Raw genomic sequence first — 16,525 nt, 5'->3', positions numbered from 1 at the left:
TATCGCCAACTGCATATAACATAAGGGCTGTTTATGCGCCTGCGGCGGGCGGGGGAAGGGGGACGCTGTCCCCCTCTTGGCTGCGCCAATTCACCCCCTGAGGTATTTTTGAACCCAAGAAGATCAGGCCACGTCGAACGTCAGGGGTTTGACTTGCGTGAAAAGGCCCGTGTCTTCCAGCGCCTTCAGCGCCGGTGCGGGCACAGGTTCGTCCACATAAAGCAGCGCGATGGCTTCGCCTTTGACCGCAGCGCGACCCAAGGTAAAGTTCGCGATGTTGACGTTGTTTTCGCCCATGGTCTGGCCCAAGGCACCGATGATCCCCGGCACGTCTTCGTTGGTGGTGTAGACCATGTGCGCGCCGATTTCGGCGTCGATGTTGATGCCTTTGATCTGGATGAACCGTGGCTTGCCGTCGCTGAAGACAGTGCCTGCAACCGACCGTTCCCGTTTGGCCGTAACGACGGTCACCTTGACGTAGCCGTCAAAGGCGCCGGATTTATCCTGCTTGGTGGTGCTGATCTTGATGCCGCGTTCTTTGGCAATCACGGGCGCGCTGACCATGTTGGTGTCGGGGTTCGCCTTCTTCATGATCCCGGCGATGGTCGCCGCGGTCAGCGCCTTCAGGTTCATGTCGCTGACCGTGCCGTCGAACAGGATGTTGATGGCCTGAATAGGCTCATCCGTCATCTGACCGGTGAAGTTGCCCAGATGGCCGGACAGTTCGATCCATGGCCCCATGACCTTGGCTTCTTCGGCGGTCACAGACGGCATGTTCAGCGCGTTGGTCACAGCGCCCGTCATCAAATAGTCGGACATCTGTTCTGCCACCTGCAAGGCCACGTTTTCCTGCGCTTCGGTGGTGGCGGCCCCAAGGTGCGGGGTGACAACCACATTGGGCAGGTTGAACAGCGGGCTGTCGGTGGCGGGTTCGGTTTTGAACACGTCAAAGGCGGCACCGGCCACATGGCCGGACTTCAACGCCTCGGCCAGGGCATCCTCGTCCACCAGACCACCGCGCGCACAGTTCACGATCCGCACGCCCTTCTTCAGCTTGGCGATATTCTCCTTGGACAGGATATTCGCTGTCTGATCGGTGAAGGGCACGTGCAGGGTGATGAAATCGGCCTCGGCCAACAGTTCATCCAGTTCGACTTTCTGGACGCCCATCTTTTCGGCCTTTTCTTCGCCCAGGTAGGGGTCATAGGCCATGACCTTCATCTTCAGGCCGCGGGCGCGGTCGCACACGATCCCGCCGATGTTGCCGGCCCCGATAACGCCAAGGGTTTTGCCCGTCAGTTCAACCCCCATGAATTTCGACTTTTCCCACTTGCCCGCATGGGTCGAGGCGCTGGCCTCGGGAATTTGGCGGGCCACGGCAAACATCATCGCAATCGCGTGCTCGGCTGTGGTGATCATGTTGCCGAACGGCGTGTTCATGACGATCACGCCCTTTTTGGACGCGGCCTCTTTGTCGACATTGTCGGTGCCGATCCCGGCGCGGCCGATGACTTTCAGGTTGTCGGCACCCTCAAGCAGTTTGGCGGTTACTTTGGTGGCGGACCGGATGGCCAGACCGTCATATTGGCCGATCACTTCGGCCAGTTTTTCCTTGTCCTTGCCCAGTTCGGGCATGAAATCCACGTCGATGCCCCGATCGCGGAAGATCTGGACGGCGGTTTCGGACAGTTTGTCGGAGACGAGTACTTTAGGCATTTGAGTTCCTTTCGGACGGGCCGCAAAACCTCATCAGAGGTTTTGAGCCCGAATTTTTTGAAAAATTTGATTACGCGCTGATTTCAGTCTGGAACGCCCAGTCGAGCCACGGCAGCATCGCTTCGATGTCGCTGGTCTCAACCGTGGCCCCGCACCAAATACGCAGACCGGCGGGTGCATCGCGGTAAGCACCGATGTCCAGCGCGATCCCCTCGGCCTCAAGCCGTTTGGCGATTGCCTTGGCAAAGGCCGCGCCGTCCGTGATGCGTGGATCGGTGAATTTCAGGCACACGGACGTGTTGGACCAAGTGGCCTTTTCCACCGCCAGATTGTCGATCCAGTCGCGGGTTGCACAGAAATTCCAGATCGCCTGCGCGTTGGCATCGGCCCGCATCCGCAATGCGGCCAGACCGCCGATGGATTTGGCCCAGTTCAGTGCAAAAAGGTAATCCTCGACACAGAGCATTGAGGGCGTGTTGATGGTCGCGCCTTCGAAAATTCCGTCGATCAGCTTGCCACCTTTGGTCAGGCGGAAAATCTTCGGCATGGGCCAAGCGGGCGTATAGGATTCGAGCCGTTCAACCGCACGCGGGCTGAGGATCAACATGCCATGCGCGGCCTCACCGCCCATGACTTTCTGCCACGAAAACGTCGTCACATCCAGTTTGTCCCACGGCAAATCCTGCGCGAAGGCGGCTGATGTGGCGTCACAGATCGTCAGGCCAGCGCGGTCTGCGGGGATCATGTCACCGTGCGGCATCCGCACGCCGGACGTTGTGCCGTTCCACGTGAAGACGACGTCCTGGTCGTAGTCGAGGGCCGCCATATCGACGATTTCGCCATAGTCGGCCACATGTTCGGAGGCGTCGATCTTCAGCTGTTTGACAACATCGCTGACCCAGCCCGCCCCGAAGCTTTCCCAAGCCACCATCTGCACCGGGCGTTCGCCCAGCAGGGACCACATCGCCATTTCCACAGCGCCGGTGTCGGACGCGGGCACGATGCCGATTTTGTAATCCGCCGGAATGCCCAACACCTCACGGGTGCCTTCGATTGCGGCTTTCAATTTGTCTTTGCCCACAGCGGCGCGATGGGACCGGCCCAAGGGGGCGTCCTTCAATGCGTCCAGTGTCCATGTGGGGGGTTTGGCGCAGGGGCCAGACGAAAAACGCGAATTTGCCGGCCGCGTGGCCGGAGCTGATAAAGCCATTGATGCTATCCTCACAGATAAATGCCCTTCGTTGGGGAAGGGTGTCCCACGAGCGGACTTAGTGGGTGGCAGCGGGCGCGGCAACAGCGAAAATGCAGCATTTGCGACCGGACCGAAGGAATTTGCGGCACGGGCGGGAGTCTATCGGAAACCTGAGGGTCCGGTCGTGCCGTCGGATTTGAGTTTTTTTGGCCAGATGAAGGGGGACCTGTTGCGCTTTTCTGTCATCCTTGGTTTCTGACGGGCAACGCAGGAGGGCGCGCCATGTATGTCACCACATTGATCGCAAAACCGGGCGGCTTGCAGCCTGCCTTGGTCGAGGCCCTGCGCAACGCATGGGGCGGCCAATCCGCCCAATGGCTGGCCGCGGATGAGGCGGCTGAGTTCGCGATGGAGCGGATGCCGGACAACGCGGATGACGTCTGGGCCGATGTGCAGGGGCAGGGCGTTGATCTGATCGTGCAGCCCTTGGACGGCCGCCGCAAAAAGATGCTTTTGGCGGATATGGACAGCACCATGATCCAGCAGGAATGCATTGATGAGCTGGCCGATGAGGCCGGCGTTGGCGCGCGCGTGGCCGATATCACGGCGCGTGCGATGAATGGCGAGTTGGATTTTGAGGCCGCGATTGATGAACGGGTCGGCCTGCTGGCCGGATTGCCGGTTCAGGTCATCGCGGATGTTCTGGCCAATCGCATCACCCATATGCCCGGCGGGCGGGCCTTGGTGCAGACGATGAAGGCGCACGGCGGGTATGCGGCGCTCGTGTCCGGTGGGTTCACGGCCTTTACCTCTGCGGTGGCCGAGGCGCTGGGCTTTGACGAAAATCGCGCCAATACGCTTGCGGTCGAGGGCGCGGCACTGACCGGTCAGGTCGTGCGTCCGATCCTTGGCCAGCAGGCCAAGCTGGAGGCGCTGAACGAAATCACGGCGCGTCTTGGCATCACCCCGGCGGATGTTCTGGCGGTCGGTGACGGCATGAACGACCTGCTGATGTTGCAAAACGCAGGCACCGGTGTGGCGCTCCATGGTAAGCCCGCCTTGCAGGAAAAATGCCGCGTGCGGGTCAATCATGGCGACCTGACCGCGCTTTTGTACCTGCAAGGCTATGCCAAGACCGAATTCGTGACTTAAGCCGCCAGCGCGGCCCGCGTTTTACCGATCATCAGCGCCGCGCGCGCGGCCTCCCGTCCTTTTTCGACGAAGTGATCGCGGTAGATCGCATGGTGGTGGTCTGTGTCTTGAAACTGGTGCGGCGTCAGTGACACCGACAACACAGGCACGCCGGTATCAAGACCCACGCGCATCAGCCCGTCCACCACGGCCTGCGCCACAAAGTCGTGCCGGTAAATGCCGCCATCCACGACCAGCGCCGCACAGGCCACCGCTGCATAGCGGCCCGAAAGTGCCAGATCACGCGCGACCAGCGGCATTTCAAACGCGCCGGGCACATCGAACACATCGACGTTTTCCGCAGGGATCACATCGACAAAACCATCATAGGCACGGTCCACGATTTGGGCGTGCCAGTTCGCCTTTACAAAGGCGTAGCGGGTGGGTGTCATGGGGGTCTCCTTTCCCGTTGGCCGCGCGCAGGGCGCGCGGGTGACACATCACCTCGGGGCAAAGACATATGGCGCGCGGGACACCCGCACGACATTGCTCTCTCTCATCCGGACTATGACCGTCGGCCCTGGAATTTCACCAGATCTGCTGACACCCCTAACACAGGGGCCGCTCGCGGGCTGTAACCGCCGGTGGGGAATTTCGCCCCGCCCTGAGAACGCAGCCCTTCTGGCGCAGAATCACAGGTCAGGCAAGGGCTGCGGCGGGGCGCATGTCGCCCGTCACAAGCCCCGCGAAATTCTTGAGGTCGGGGTTGCGGTATTGCTTCACCAGCGGGTCATCGGCGTCCAACACACCCAACCGGCACAGGATCGCGGCCATGGCACATTCGGACGCGCGGGTGGTGCCATCCATGATCTTGAGCGCAACGCCCAAGCCCTTGCCCGGAATAATCGCGATAAAGAACCCTTCGGCCCCGGTTTTGACCGATACCGCCCCTTTGCCCGCTTGCATCAGGTGGGTGCAGGCGCGGTCAACATTGGCGACCAAGGCGGGGTGGGCCATCGTGGCCTCGCGCAGGCGGACCATGGCAGCGCCGCGTGCGCTGCGGTCGTCTGCGGCGGCAAAACTGGCCATAGCGCGGGCCATGCCGCGAATGGTCATTGCGTGGTTGGGGGCGGAACAGCCGTCGATGCCCCAACCGGGGGAGGTGTCTTCGCACAAGTCCTCAAACGTCGCTTTGATCTGCACCTGCAGGGGGTGATCCGCCTCTACATACTCCGGCCCCCAGCCGTTGGCCTTGACCATGGTCAGGAACCCGCAGTGTTTGCCGCTGCAGTTGTTGTGATAGCGGCAGGGCGTGGCATCGGCCTTGACCAGACCGTTGCGCGCCGGAATGTCCGACGGCCACTGGGGGCCGCAGCGGAACGCATCGTCGTTCAGGTCCAGATCATCCAGCCAGCGGTTGACCGGATCGGTGTGGATGGCCGCCCCCGAATGGGACGCGCAGGACAATGCCAGATGCGCGGGCGTCAGGCCCATCCGGTCCGCCACGCCGCTTTCGACCATCGGCAGGGCCTGAATGATCTTGGCCGATGATCGCGGGTAGGTCACGTGATCGGGGTCGCCCCAGCTTTCCACGATCTCACCGCCTGCGTTCATCACCACCGCATGACCGCGATGCAGGCTTTCCAGCCGCCCACCGCGCCAGATTTCAACCAAATCGACTGCTTTGCCTGTCATATTTCCCCCATGCGCGGAACCTTGCGCAAATAGACACACCCAAAAGGCTTTCCCATTTGGGCAAATTATTGCTAATGCTAGGGGTATCGAGTTGAAACTGCTCAATCTAGCCGAAAAGGTGCCCAAGAGAGGTGCTGCGCTATATAGAGCAACCAGAGGCAAGGACAGCTTGGAGGCTGTAAAGATGATTTCAAAAATGACCCACGCGCTGGGGGCTTTGGCGTTGCTGACGCTTGGCACCACAGCGACCGCCCAGGAAACCAGTTCAAACCGCGTGGCGGCCAACACCGACTGGTCCGTTTTCGTGGAAAGCGACCCGACCGAATGCTGGGCCGTTTCCGCGCCCAAGGAAACCGTGAACTCCCGCGATGGACAGGTCGTGTCCGTGCGCCGCGGTGAGATCCTGTTGTTCGTTTTCTACCGTCCCGGTGCAGGCGTGCAGGGACAGGTGACGTTCACGGGGGGCTATCCTTTTGCATCCGGTTCGACCGCAGAACTGAGCATCGGCGGCACCGCCTATGAATTGTTCACCGAAGGCGAATGGGCCTGGCCCGCCACGCCCGAGGCCGACGCGCAGATCGTTGCGGCCATGAAACGCGGGTCCGAGGCGACCGTGACCGCACGGTCCGGTCGCGGCACCGTCACGCGCGACACCTTCTCGCTGCTGGGCTTTACCGCTGGCGTCGAAGAGGCCGCGAATCGCTGCAGCTAAACGCCGCACTGCGAAATTGCGAAGGCCGGTTTCCCTTGGGCAACCGGCCTTTGTCATTATATAGACCGCGCAACCCCATCTAAGGACGATTCTCATGGAGCCTTCCGCGCCCATCACCCAAGACGTCATGACGATCAAACGCAAGCTGCCCGAAGGCGGCCCCGTGAACATTGTCGGCCTGACCCGCACCCAGTTGCGTGATGCGCTGATCGGTGTCGGCGTGAAGGAAAAGCAGGCCAAGATGCGCGTCAACCAGATCTGGCAGTGGATCTACCATTGGGGTGTGCGCGATTTCGCGGTGATGACGAACCTCGCCAAGGATTTCCGCGCCACCTTGGCCGAACACTTCTCGATTGATCTGCCCGAAGTCGTGTCCAAACACGTCAGCGCCGATGGCACCCGCAAATACCTCGTGCGCATTGCAGGCGGACATGAGGTTGAGGTGGTCTATATCCCCGAAACCGATCGCGGCACCTTGTGTATTTCCTCCCAAGTGGGCTGCACCCTGACATGCAGCTTTTGCCACACGGGCACCCAGAAACTGGTCCGCAACCTCACGGCCGGTGAAATCATCGGTCAGGTCATGCTGGCCCGCGACGATCTGGGCGAATGGCCCGAACCGGGGCAGGGCACCGGCGAAAACGGCCCGCGTTTGTTGTCCAACATCGTGCTCATGGGCATGGGCGAGCCGCTTTATAATTTCGAAAACGTCCGCGACGCCATGAAGATCGCGATGGACGGCGAAGGCATCGCGCTCAGCCGCCGCCGCATCACCCTCACCACCTCCGGCGTTGTGCCCGAAATCGCGCGCACGGCGGAAGAAATCGGCTGTCAGCTGGCCATCAGTTTTCACGCCACAACGGATGAGGTCCGCGACAAACTGGTGCCGATCAACAAACGGTGGAATATCGAGGAACTGATCGCAGCCCTCGCCGCCTATCCGAAGGTCAGCAACTCCGAACGTATCACCTTTGAATATGTGATGCTGAAGGACGTGAACGACAGCGACGCCGACGCCCGCCGTCTGGTAAAGCTGATTGACGGCATCCCCGCCAAGATCAACCTGATCCCGTTCAACGAATGGCCCGGCGCGCCCTACGAACGCTCCGACTGGGACCGCATTCAGGCCTTTGCCGACATCGTTTATAAGGCCGGCTATGCCTCCCCCATCCGCACCCCGCGCGGAGAGGACATCATGGCCGCGTGCGGGCAGCTGAAATCCGCCACAGAACGCGAACGCAAATCCCGCAAACAGATCGAGGCTGACGCGGGCCTTTAACGCCTATTTCGCCAGAACAATCGACGCCACCAGCTTGGCCGCGCGCTGCACCGGCAGGGTTGCGGGGGCAAGGATGGGGTTTTCGTCAATCGTGGGCGGTTCCAGCGTGCGGAACTGGCTGTTGATCAGACGTTCCGGCATGAAATGACCGGTCCGGCGTTTGAACCGCTCGCGGATCATGTCCTCGGTCACGCGCGGATAGACCAGCCGCGCGTCCGGCGCGAACGTCCGCAGGTGATCGCGGTAGGACCGGCGCAGCGCCGAACAGCCCAGCACAATCCGGTCGTGATCGCGCAGGGCTGCCCCGCAGGCATCCAGCCACGGCCAGCGCATTTCATCGGTCAGGGGCTTGCCTGACGACATATGCGAAATGTTGTCTTCGGGATGCAGATCGTCTGCGTCGATAAATATGGCGTCCAGTTCCTGCGCGGTCGCAACGCCCAATGTGGTTTTGCCCGAACCGGCAACACCCATCACGATCAGTCTCATCGGCGGCCTCTCACCTGCGCAATTTATACGTGTAAAATGGGCCGACTTGTCTGTGACAGCAAGCCCCGTTTCCTACCGACCGGGAATTTCACCGCGTTTTTCGCCCGCGCCTTCCCATGCATCAAGGGCGGCGATCGCCTCTTCGGCGGTGTCCACAAAGCGGAACAGGTCCAGATCGGCGGCAGAAATCGTGCCCGCCTCTGACAACGCATCCCAGTTGATGATGCTGTGCCAGAACGCCTTGCCAAACAGCAAAAACGGCACCTTGGCCATGCGGCCGGTCTGGATCAGCGTCAGCGCCTCGAACAGTTCATCCAAGGTCCCGAAGCCGCCCGGAAAGACCGTGATCGCGCTGGCCCGCATCAGGAAATGCATCTTGCGAATGGCAAAATAGTGAAAATTGAAACAAAGTTCGGGTGTCACGTATTCATTGGGGGCCTGTTCGTGCGGCAGCACGATGTTCAACCCGATAGACCGCCCTCCGGCGTCCATGGCCCCACGGTTGCCCGCTTCCATCACACCGGGGCCGCCGCCGGTGACGATGACGTTTTCACTGGCGTCGCCCCGTTCCGTCATCAGCCGCGCAAAGGTGCGCGCCTCGTCGTAGAAGGCCGACAACTCCGCCAGTGTCTTGGTCCGCGCGCTGTCCTTTTTGGCCGGTTCCGGAATGCGCGCGCCGCCGAACATCACCACGGTGGACACCACGCCCGCCTCGTCCAGCATCAGCTCGGGTTTCAGCAGCTCCAGTTGCAACCGCACAGGCCGCAACTCATCCCGGCACATGAAATCATCATCCGCAAAGGCCAGCGCATAGGCAGGCGACCGTGTTTGCGGAGTGTCGGGGACGTGGGCGGCCTCTTCACGGTCCTGATGGCTGTCGCGGAACGGATGGCGGCGTGTGTCGTCTTTCATGGGGCTGCTCCAGTGGTGCATTGTGTCTTTTGCAAATTTAGTGGCAGGTTGGCCGGGCTTTGTCCAACCAAAGGCCCTGACATGTCCGTCACCTCAGCCGATATCACCGCCGCCGCCGACCGCATTGCAGGGCACGTCCACGTGACCCCCGTGATGACATCACAGGCGTTTGGCCGACCGCTGCAGTTCAAATTCGAACACTGCCAGATCACCGGCAGCTTCAAGGCACGCGGGGCGTTCAATTCCGTGCTGACGGCGGATGTGCCACCGGCGGGCATCGTGGCGGCATCGGGTGGCAATCACGGGGCTGCGGTGGCGCAGGCGGCAAAATCGCTGGGTCATGCCGCGCATATCTTCGTGCCGGAAATGGCAGGCCCCGCCAAAATCGACGTGATCCGCCAGACCGGTGCGGACCTGCATATCGTCGCTGGGGCTTACGCGGATGCCGCCGCCGCAGCCGCAGACCACCAAACCAGAACCGGCGCGCTGGACATCCACCCCTACGACGCGCCCGCCACCATCGCAGGACAGGGGACCTGTTTCAAAGAATGGCAGGCACAGGGCCTTGCCGCCGACACGGTCCTGATCGCCATTGGCGGCGGCGGGTTGATCAGCGGTGCGCTGGCGTGGTTCGCAGACCAACCGGACGCGCCCCGGATCATCGGGGTGGAGACCGCCACAACCAACGCCATGCACGCTGCCTTGGCCCATGGCGCGCAAACCGACGTCGACGTCTCCGGCCTGTGTGCCAATGCGCTGGGCGCAAAACGCATCGGCGCCTTGCCCCTGTCACTGGCCCAAAGGCACAATCTGCACACGGTGCTGGTGACGGACGATGCCGTGTCCCGCGCCCAATCCGCCCTCTGGCAGCACCTGCGCCAGCTGGTCGAACCGGCAGGCGCCGCCGCCCTCGCGGCCGTGCTGTCGGGGGCCTACACGCCCCGGCCGGACGAACGTATCGCCGTTCTGTTGTGCGGCGCGAACCCCGCCCCCATCCCGATCTGATTGCCCCAGCGCGCGCTTCGCGCTATGTGCGCCCCAACGCAACGCATCAAACGGGGGCCATCATGTCCAACGCACAGCTTGAAACCGCAATCGAAGCCGCATGGGACGCCCGCGACACCATCACATCGGCCACCACCGGTGAACAGCGCGACGCAATCGAAGACACACTGGCCGCGCTGGACAGCGGGACACTGCGTGTCGCCGAAAAGCAGGACGATGGATCATGGCACGTGAACCAGTGGGCCAAAAAGGCTGTGCTGCTGGGCTTCCGCATCAAGGACATGGAAGTCCACGAAGGCGGCCCTCAGAATGGCACATGGTGGGATAAGGTCGACAGCAAATTCCATGGCTGGAATGCGGCGCGCTGGGATGCGGCAGGCTTTCGTGCCGTGCCCAACTGTATTGTCCGCAAATCGGCCTATATCGCACCTGGCGTGGTGCTGATGCCGTCCTTTGTGAACCTTGGCGCTTACGTGGACGAAGGCACCATGGTCGACACATGGGCCACCGTCGGCTCCTGCGCGCAGATCGGCAAGAACGTGCACCTGTCGGGCGGCGTGGGCATCGGCGGCGTGCTCGAACCCATGCAGGCCGGCCCCACCATCATCGAAGACAACTGCTTTATCGGCGCCCGGTCCGAGGTCGTCGAAGGCTGCATTGTCCGCGAAGGATCGGTCCTTGGCATGGGCGTTTTCATCGGCCAGTCCACCAAGATCGTGGACCGCGACACCGGTGAGGTCATGTACGGCGAAGTACCCCCCTATTCCGTGGTCGTCGCAGGCTCCATGCCGTCCAAGAACGGCGTGAACCTCTATTGCGCAGTCATCGTCAAACGTGTGGACGAACGCACCCGGTCCAAGACCGGCATTAACGAATTGCTGCGGGACTAAGCCAATGAAATACGCGATTGCTTTGGCGCTGATGGCGACACCCCTTGCGGCGCAGACCCTTGATGGCACCTATCACTGGTCAGGGACCGACCCCGTCGCAGGCTGTGATCTGGACACGTACAACGACGGGCGCATCACCCTGGCGGACGACAAAATCACCTTTGTCGAATCCACCTGCACCCTGACCAACCCCACAGCCATCCGTGATATGGCCGAAGGCACCCTGTTCGACATGGTGTGTTCCGGCGAAGGTGAGGAATGGACCGAACGGGTGTTCATCTACCAGACCTTTGATGGCGTCGCCGTGCTGTCGCGCGGGGCGGCGCGCACCTACCAACGCTGCGAATGATCCTCAGCCGGACGCTGGCCCGCGCCCGCATCGCGCGCGGGGACCGTCCCGGCTGGGCCGCAGCATGGGGTCCCGTCGCGTTTGATGCGGCCTGTCTGGTCGGGGTCTTTCTACTGGCCTACGGGCCGTTCCGGTCGCTGGTTGACCGATTTGACATGCCCGTCTGGGCTGTCGTGACAGCGCTTCTGGCGCTCGGGTTCATTCCTGCGCAGGCGGTGCTGATCTTTTCATCACTATGGGCCGCAAAATCACGTTTTTCCGACGAGGACGGGAACCAAACCTGACCGGCCCTTGTTTGTCATCTGACATACCTAAAGGAGGTCCGCATGGGACTGGGACTTATCGCATCAATTATCGTCGGCGGCCTTGCAGGCTGGATTGCCAGCATGATCATGAAGGCCGACACAGGCATCATTCTCAATATCATTCTGGGTATCGTCGGGGCCCTTGTCCTGAACGCGATCCTGTCATTGCTGGGCATCTATGCAGCCAATTCATGGATTCCACAGCTGATTGTCGGTGCCGCAGGTGCCAGCCTGCTGATCTGGGTCTATCGCAAAGTCGCGTCCTGACCGCTTGACATCGGCCCCCTGCGTCCTCACCACGGGGGCCATGTCTGATACGAAAAAACCGAAGAAAAAGTCGCGCCAGCAGGTCTATACCCTGCTGGTCGAAGTGGGCCGCAAATCCGGCGATGGCCTGCCTGACGGCAGCACCGGTGCCGCCCTGATGATCTATGCCTCCGGCGTGGATGAGGCAGAGGCCGTGCGCGAAACAGTGGCGATCCTCAAACAGGCCGACGTCAATCCGCTGGATGTGTCGGGCTATGGCACCTTGGACGAACGTCTGGCCGAAGGGCACGACATCGCGGACGAAGAACGCGCCCTGATGCAGCGTGCGCTGGATGAAAACAGCGTGATTGTCGCCCAGATGACTCCGTTCTTCGACAAAGACACATCCCCAGAAGCCTAGCCGATGGTCGCGCCCGTCAGCGTCAGCGCCTCGAACCCCTGCAACACAGGCGCGGCCAGACCGACCTCGCGGGGGCGGATATCCTCACCCATGTCAGACAGAACAGACACACCGAAGGCAGACCGTGACGACAGTGCCGCCGACCCGTCGAAACTTTCGACCTTGGCACCGTTCACACGGATGATTTCATGGGTCTCCAGCAGGATTTGATAATAGGTCATCACAGGCGGCGGGGTCCGGACCGGTTCGGCACAGTTGCGAATTTCAAGGTGCCGCACAGCTGTCGTGACCCGTTCCTCGCCAAACAGATATTCGACCTCGGACCCTGACAGGCAAACCCGCTGATCCATCGAGATAATCAGGTTGTCCCACAACCCCATATAGGGCCGGCGCAGGCGCATCGGGGCAAACCGGCCCAGACTTGGCACCGTTGTCCGCCCCACCCACAGGGCCTTCACAGGGGATCGCCCGTCGGCGCAAATCAGGTCCCCCGGCTGGACCGTCCGGATCAGGACCGGCCCGTCCGGCGTGTCCACAGCCGCCGATCCGGTCAGCCCCGGCACCGGCCCCAAAGGACAGGGCGCATCCGCAACGGCGATAAAGTTCACATCGGGCGACAGGGTGGTGTCGTCGGCCACCATCCGGCGGATATCGCGCAGCGACAGCGGAAAGGGTGACACCACATCCGTCTGCCACAGATGACCATGATCAGGCAGATACACGCTCAACCGGCCCCGGCGACGCGGCGCATCCCAGATAAACGCGATATGCGCGGTCTCGATTTTTCCGCCCAGTCCGGTGTGCAGGGCCGTCTCAAGATACCGGTTCCCCTGCCGGACCATCAGGCGCACCGTGCCATCCGGTTCAAGACAGATCTTCAGGCCGGTCGGCCACGGGTCCAGACGGCTGAACCGGACCAGATTGACCGGATTTGAAAGCGGACGGGTCTGCGCTTCGATCAGGATCGACCCGCGGGCCAGCAGCGCCAGCCCCACAGGCCCCACCGGATCGGCACAGCACAGCCCCCGCGGGTGAAATGCGCCGCGTTCAGCCGTCCGTGTTGCAATCCAGTTCGGCGTCATCGCGGTCAAGCCACCTGCCGCTTCAGCCGCAGGGCTTCGGCCTCATAGCGTTTCAGCAAGGGACGCGCTGCGGGGCCATACCCCTCACCGGTCATCACATCCAGTTCGGGGAAGATCGTGGTGATCTCCTCGACGATTTCCGCCTCGAAGGATTTGCACGTCTGGGGGCCGGGCAGGAAACTTTCCGTCGGCAGCCCTTCGGAATAAATCACCTGATGACGGTCGAACATCAGGTGGACATAGTCCACCTCACCGCCTTCCACCGGACGGATCGTGGTGTCGTTCACCAGATCCTTCGCGGCAACCAGAACCTCGTCCTCGCCGAACAGCAGTTCAGCCACCGCATCCTTGATCAAAATCCGGTGCAACGGGGACACCATCAATGCGTTGTGCTGCCCCAGCACATTGGCGGCCAGACGGATCGGGGCCATCTTGCCGGTGGCCGGCACCGTCCGGCGACCGGTCCAGCGCAACGGCTGCAAACCGTCGTCGCGGGTCATGACCATGTCGCCCTCTGCCAGCGTTTCCACACCGCGCGGCCCGTCAGCCGTTTCAATCATCGTCCCGGCCACAAAACACGGGATCGTTTCGACCGTCACAAAACCCGTATCTGTCTGCAAAGTGTTTCCAGATCCGTCGACGCTCGCAACACCATAGGTGAACGCGATATTGTCATTGTCCAGATCTGTCGTAATCGACACCGTACCATCGGCATTCAGCGTCACAATCTGACCGGAATTCAACGTGACAGAATCCCCGGCACTGACCGCAACACCATTGATGTGGGTGACCACAAGGGTTCCGGTGGTGCCGTTGGTGTCGTTATCAAGAAGGTCGACCGTCTTTGTCGTCCCTTCCTTCATGGTGATGTTGTCATCATTCGAAACAAGCGTCGTCTGAATGGAATCACCCGCAATCAACAGGTTGGAATCGTAAAGACTGTCCGCCACATCCGCGATACCGATGCGGATGGAATTGATCTCACCCGCGTTCACCGGAATGGTCAGCGTCATCGTCAGGGTGAAGCCGTCCATCTCCGTGTTGAAGCTGTCGTTCGAATTGTCGTTGTACAGGTTCGTGTTGTCGGTCTGGTTGATATCACCAACCGCCGTCGCCTCTCCGGTGATGGACAGGGGCACATGCACACCGTTGATCCAGACACCTACGACGTCGTTGTAGATCGAATTCGAAAATTCCGGATATTCCTCGGACGAGAACACGAACTGCATCGTCATCGTGTCTGAATCGGGAATGAAATCAATATCCATGTAGGCCGCGTCGTAGGTGTTGGTCCCCGCGATCGCGTTGAAATCGGCGTTGTTGTTCTCGCCGTCCGAATTGGTCGATGTGTTGGTGTTCTGGTTGGCCTGATTGTTGTTATTGGTGAACCTGTTGGCACGGCCCGTGGACAGGATGACGCCCGTATCGCCGGGCGTGGCGCCCGGGGCCAGACTGTCGCCGTTGGCATATGTGCCCGATGAATAAGTGGAACCGGAATAACTCGCACCGACAACTTGCACACCGTCCCCGAACATGGCCTCAGCCATGTCGAGTGCCGATGCACCAAGGTCGTAACTCAGCTCATTTGGCTGAACCATTGCTCTCACCTGCCTTATGGTGAGACACGCCAGACGGCCCCTCCACACGGCACGTGCGCAGGAAACCTATATCTTGTGGTCGACGTTGCGACCTATGGACCATTTGGGGTCCGCTCGATGTCTGACCTGCCTCGGGTCAATTTATTAAGACAAATGTACGCCACCCCGCCCTTTTTCTGTCGGTATTTTAGGAGGTTACGTTCACGTCACGTGGAATCTGTGTCGATGGGGTCACAGCCCCGCGCGATTGCATCGCAGGGTGCAAGGCGGTAACGCAGGGGCAACAGAAGGATGTTTTATGCCCACCGATCCCGTCCAACTTACCGCCGATCTGATCAAATGCCCCAGCGTGACCCCCCAGGAGGGCGGCGCGCTTCAGCTGCTGGATAAGCTTCTGTCAGACGCCGGGTTCGAGACATGGCGCGTGGATCGCGGGGACACCCCGAACCTTTACGCGCGCTGGGGCGCGCGCGGGGCCAACCGGTCTTTCGGGTTCAACGGCCACACCGATGTGGTCCCCGTCGGGGATGAGGCCGCATGGACCCATGACCCCTTCGGGGCCGAGGTAGTCGATGGCATCATGTACGGGCGCGGGGCCACAGATATGAAATCCGGCGTGGCCGCCTTTGCCGCAGCCGCCGTGGATTTTGTTCGCGACACGCCGCCGGACGGCGCCGTGATCCTGGCCATCACCGGCGATGAGGAAGGCCCCTCGACCGATGGGACCATCGCCCTTCTGGACTGGATGGAAACCCGGGGCGAAACGATGACCGCCTGTCTGGTGGGGGAACCGACCTGCCCCGAAAAAATGGGTGAGATGATAAAGGTCGGTCGGCGCGGGTCGCTGACCACCCACTTTACCGTGACCGGCAAGCAGGGGCATTCCGCCTATCCGCACCGCGCCCTGAACCCGCTGCCTGCCATGGCGCGCCTGATGGACCGGCTGGCCAGCCATGAACTGGACCAAGGGTCCGATCATTTTGATCCCTCGACCCTCGCCGTTGTGACCATCGACACGGGCAACCCGGCCACCAACGTGATCCCCGCCCAGTGCAAGGCCAGCGTCAACATCCGGTTCAACGACCTGCACACCTCCGACAGCGTCATCGACTGGATGCAGTCCGAAGTCGATGACGTGGCCGCCGATTTCGGGGTCCGCGTTGACATGTCCACACGGGTGTCGGGCGAAAGTTTTCTGACCCCACCCGGAGAATTGTCAGATCTTGTATCCGCGGCCGTTGAGGCCGAAACCGGCCTCACGCCGGAACTGTCCACAACAGGCGGCACATCGGACGCGCGGTTCGTGAAAAACCACTGTCCGGTGGTGGAATTCGGGCTGGTGGGCAAAACCATGCATCAGGTCGATGAATGCGTTCCCCTTGAACAGATCACACAACTCAAAGCCATCTATACCCGCATCCTGCGCGACTACTTTTCCTGACGCAGACCCAAAATTCGCGAATTTTGGGGCGCCTCCGGCGGGGAGGTATTTTTGAACCAGAG

The 16,525-nt window shown here is 61.3% G+C and carries 18 protein-coding genes and 1 riboswitch; of the genes, 10 read left to right on the top strand and 8 right to left on the bottom strand.

The features are described from left to right. Positions 1 to 123 precede the first annotated feature (123 nt). Together serA and QZ653_RS09985 are read right to left on the bottom strand one after the other, a co-directional pair. Positions 124 to 1,716 carry a phosphoglycerate dehydrogenase gene (gene serA / locus QZ653_RS09990; RefSeq protein ID WP_296419912.1) on the bottom strand — a complete coding sequence of 531 codons (1,593 nt, stop codon included), beginning with the start codon at positions 1,714 to 1,716 and terminating at the stop codon, positions 124 to 126. 70 nt (positions 1,717 to 1,786) lie between these two features. Then, positions 1,787 to 2,926, bottom strand: a complete 1,140-nt coding sequence (locus QZ653_RS09985; protein WP_296419911.1) for a phosphoserine transaminase — start codon at positions 2,924 to 2,926, stop codon at positions 1,787 to 1,789. A 264-nt stretch (positions 2,927 to 3,190) separates the two neighbouring features. Between QZ653_RS09985 and serB the strand changes: the two genes are divergently transcribed. Next, positions 3,191 to 4,060, top strand: coding sequence for a phosphoserine phosphatase SerB (serB, locus tag QZ653_RS09980; protein WP_296419910.1), 870 nt, complete (start codon positions 3,191 to 3,193; stop codon positions 4,058 to 4,060). On the opposite strand, the gene QZ653_RS09975 is transcribed toward serB, so the two are convergent. Both QZ653_RS09975 and QZ653_RS09970 read right to left on the bottom strand, forming a co-directional pair. Further along, positions 4,057 to 4,491 carry a 6,7-dimethyl-8-ribityllumazine synthase gene (locus QZ653_RS09975; RefSeq protein WP_296419909.1) on the bottom strand — a complete coding sequence of 145 codons (435 nt, stop codon included), beginning with the start codon at positions 4,489 to 4,491 and terminating at the stop codon, positions 4,057 to 4,059. The two genes, serB and QZ653_RS09975, sit on opposite strands and share 4 nt — an antisense overlap. A 92-nt stretch (positions 4,492 to 4,583) precedes the next feature. Beyond that, positions 4,584 to 4,715, bottom strand: a riboswitch (FMN riboswitch). 23 nt (positions 4,716 to 4,738) lie between these two features. Continuing rightward, positions 4,739 to 5,734, bottom strand: a complete 996-nt coding sequence (locus QZ653_RS09970) for an asparaginase (protein WP_296419908.1) — start codon at positions 5,732 to 5,734, stop codon at positions 4,739 to 4,741. 184 nt (positions 5,735 to 5,918) lie between these two features. On the opposite strand from QZ653_RS09970, the gene QZ653_RS09965 reads away from it, so the two are divergent. Both QZ653_RS09965 and rlmN read left to right on the top strand, forming a co-directional pair. After that, on the top strand, positions 5,919 to 6,446 hold the full coding sequence (locus tag QZ653_RS09965; protein ID WP_296419907.1) for an invasion associated locus B family protein: 528 nt from the start codon (positions 5,919 to 5,921) through the stop codon (positions 6,444 to 6,446). A gap of 94 nt (positions 6,447 to 6,540) precedes the next feature. Beyond that, positions 6,541 to 7,725, top strand: coding sequence for a 23S rRNA (adenine(2503)-C(2))-methyltransferase RlmN (gene rlmN, locus QZ653_RS09960; protein ID WP_296419906.1), 1,185 nt, complete (start codon positions 6,541 to 6,543; stop codon positions 7,723 to 7,725). A 3-nt stretch (positions 7,726 to 7,728) separates the two neighbouring features. Here rlmN and QZ653_RS09955 read toward each other — a convergent pair whose 3' ends face one another. Together QZ653_RS09955 and QZ653_RS09950 are read right to left on the bottom strand one after the other, a co-directional pair. Then, positions 7,729 to 8,214, bottom strand: coding sequence for a gluconokinase (locus QZ653_RS09955; RefSeq protein WP_296419905.1), 486 nt, complete (start codon positions 8,212 to 8,214; stop codon positions 7,729 to 7,731). Positions 8,215 to 8,286: 72 nt separating this feature from the next. Continuing rightward, positions 8,287 to 9,126, bottom strand: a complete 840-nt coding sequence (locus tag QZ653_RS09950) for a TIGR00730 family Rossman fold protein (RefSeq protein ID WP_296419904.1) — start codon at positions 9,124 to 9,126, stop codon at positions 8,287 to 8,289. An 81-nt stretch (positions 9,127 to 9,207) separates the two neighbouring features. Here QZ653_RS09950 and QZ653_RS09945 point away from each other — a divergent pair, with 81 nt between their 5' ends. From QZ653_RS09945 to QZ653_RS09920, 6 genes are all read left to right on the top strand, one after another. After that, positions 9,208 to 10,131: a threonine/serine dehydratase gene (locus QZ653_RS09945; protein ID WP_296419903.1), complete on the top strand. Its 924-nt coding sequence runs from the start codon at positions 9,208 to 9,210 to the stop codon at positions 10,129 to 10,131. Between the two features lie 62 nt (positions 10,132 to 10,193). Beyond that, positions 10,194 to 11,021, top strand: coding sequence for a 2,3,4,5-tetrahydropyridine-2,6-dicarboxylate N-succinyltransferase (dapD, locus tag QZ653_RS09940; RefSeq protein ID WP_296419902.1), 828 nt, complete (start codon positions 10,194 to 10,196; stop codon positions 11,019 to 11,021). A gap of 4 nt (positions 11,022 to 11,025) precedes the next feature. Next, a complete protein-coding gene (locus QZ653_RS09935) occupies positions 11,026 to 11,370 on the top strand; it encodes a hypothetical protein (protein WP_296419901.1) in 345 nt (114 codons plus the stop codon). Further along, positions 11,367 to 11,654, top strand: coding sequence for a hypothetical protein (locus tag QZ653_RS09930; RefSeq protein ID WP_296419900.1), 288 nt, complete (start codon positions 11,367 to 11,369; stop codon positions 11,652 to 11,654). The genes QZ653_RS09935 and QZ653_RS09930 overlap by 4 nt, the downstream gene beginning before the upstream one ends. A gap of 42 nt (positions 11,655 to 11,696) precedes the next feature. Then, positions 11,697 to 11,942, top strand: a complete 246-nt coding sequence (locus QZ653_RS09925) for a GlsB/YeaQ/YmgE family stress response membrane protein (RefSeq protein WP_296419899.1) — start codon at positions 11,697 to 11,699, stop codon at positions 11,940 to 11,942. A gap of 40 nt (positions 11,943 to 11,982) precedes the next feature. After that, entirely contained in the window at positions 11,983 to 12,342 is a 360-nt protein-coding gene (locus tag QZ653_RS09920; RefSeq protein WP_296419898.1) for a hypothetical protein, read from the top strand. Here QZ653_RS09920 and QZ653_RS09915 read toward each other — a convergent pair. Together QZ653_RS09915 and QZ653_RS09910 are read right to left on the bottom strand one after the other, a co-directional pair. Next, on the bottom strand, positions 12,339 to 13,424 hold the full coding sequence (locus tag QZ653_RS09915) for a Hint domain-containing protein (RefSeq protein ID WP_296419913.1): 1,086 nt from the start codon (positions 13,422 to 13,424) through the stop codon (positions 12,339 to 12,341). The two genes, QZ653_RS09920 and QZ653_RS09915, sit on opposite strands and share 4 nt — an antisense overlap. A gap of 5 nt (positions 13,425 to 13,429) precedes the next feature. After that, a complete protein-coding gene (locus QZ653_RS09910) occupies positions 13,430 to 15,022 on the bottom strand; it encodes a Hint domain-containing protein (protein ID WP_296419897.1) in 1,593 nt (530 codons plus the stop codon). 298 nt (positions 15,023 to 15,320) lie between these two features. Between QZ653_RS09910 and dapE the strand changes: the two genes are divergently transcribed. Continuing rightward, positions 15,321 to 16,463, top strand: coding sequence for a succinyl-diaminopimelate desuccinylase (gene dapE, locus QZ653_RS09905; protein ID WP_296419896.1), 1,143 nt, complete (start codon positions 15,321 to 15,323; stop codon positions 16,461 to 16,463). Positions 16,464 to 16,525: the final 62 nt, after the last annotated feature.

Origin of the sequence: Pseudooctadecabacter sp. (assembly GCF_020627745.1) — a bacterium.
Classification (GTDB): domain Bacteria; phylum Pseudomonadota; class Alphaproteobacteria; order Rhodobacterales; family Rhodobacteraceae; genus Octadecabacter.
The sequence above is the reverse complement of the archived record's forward strand: the minus strand, read 5'-3'. Positions and strand labels throughout refer to the sequence as shown.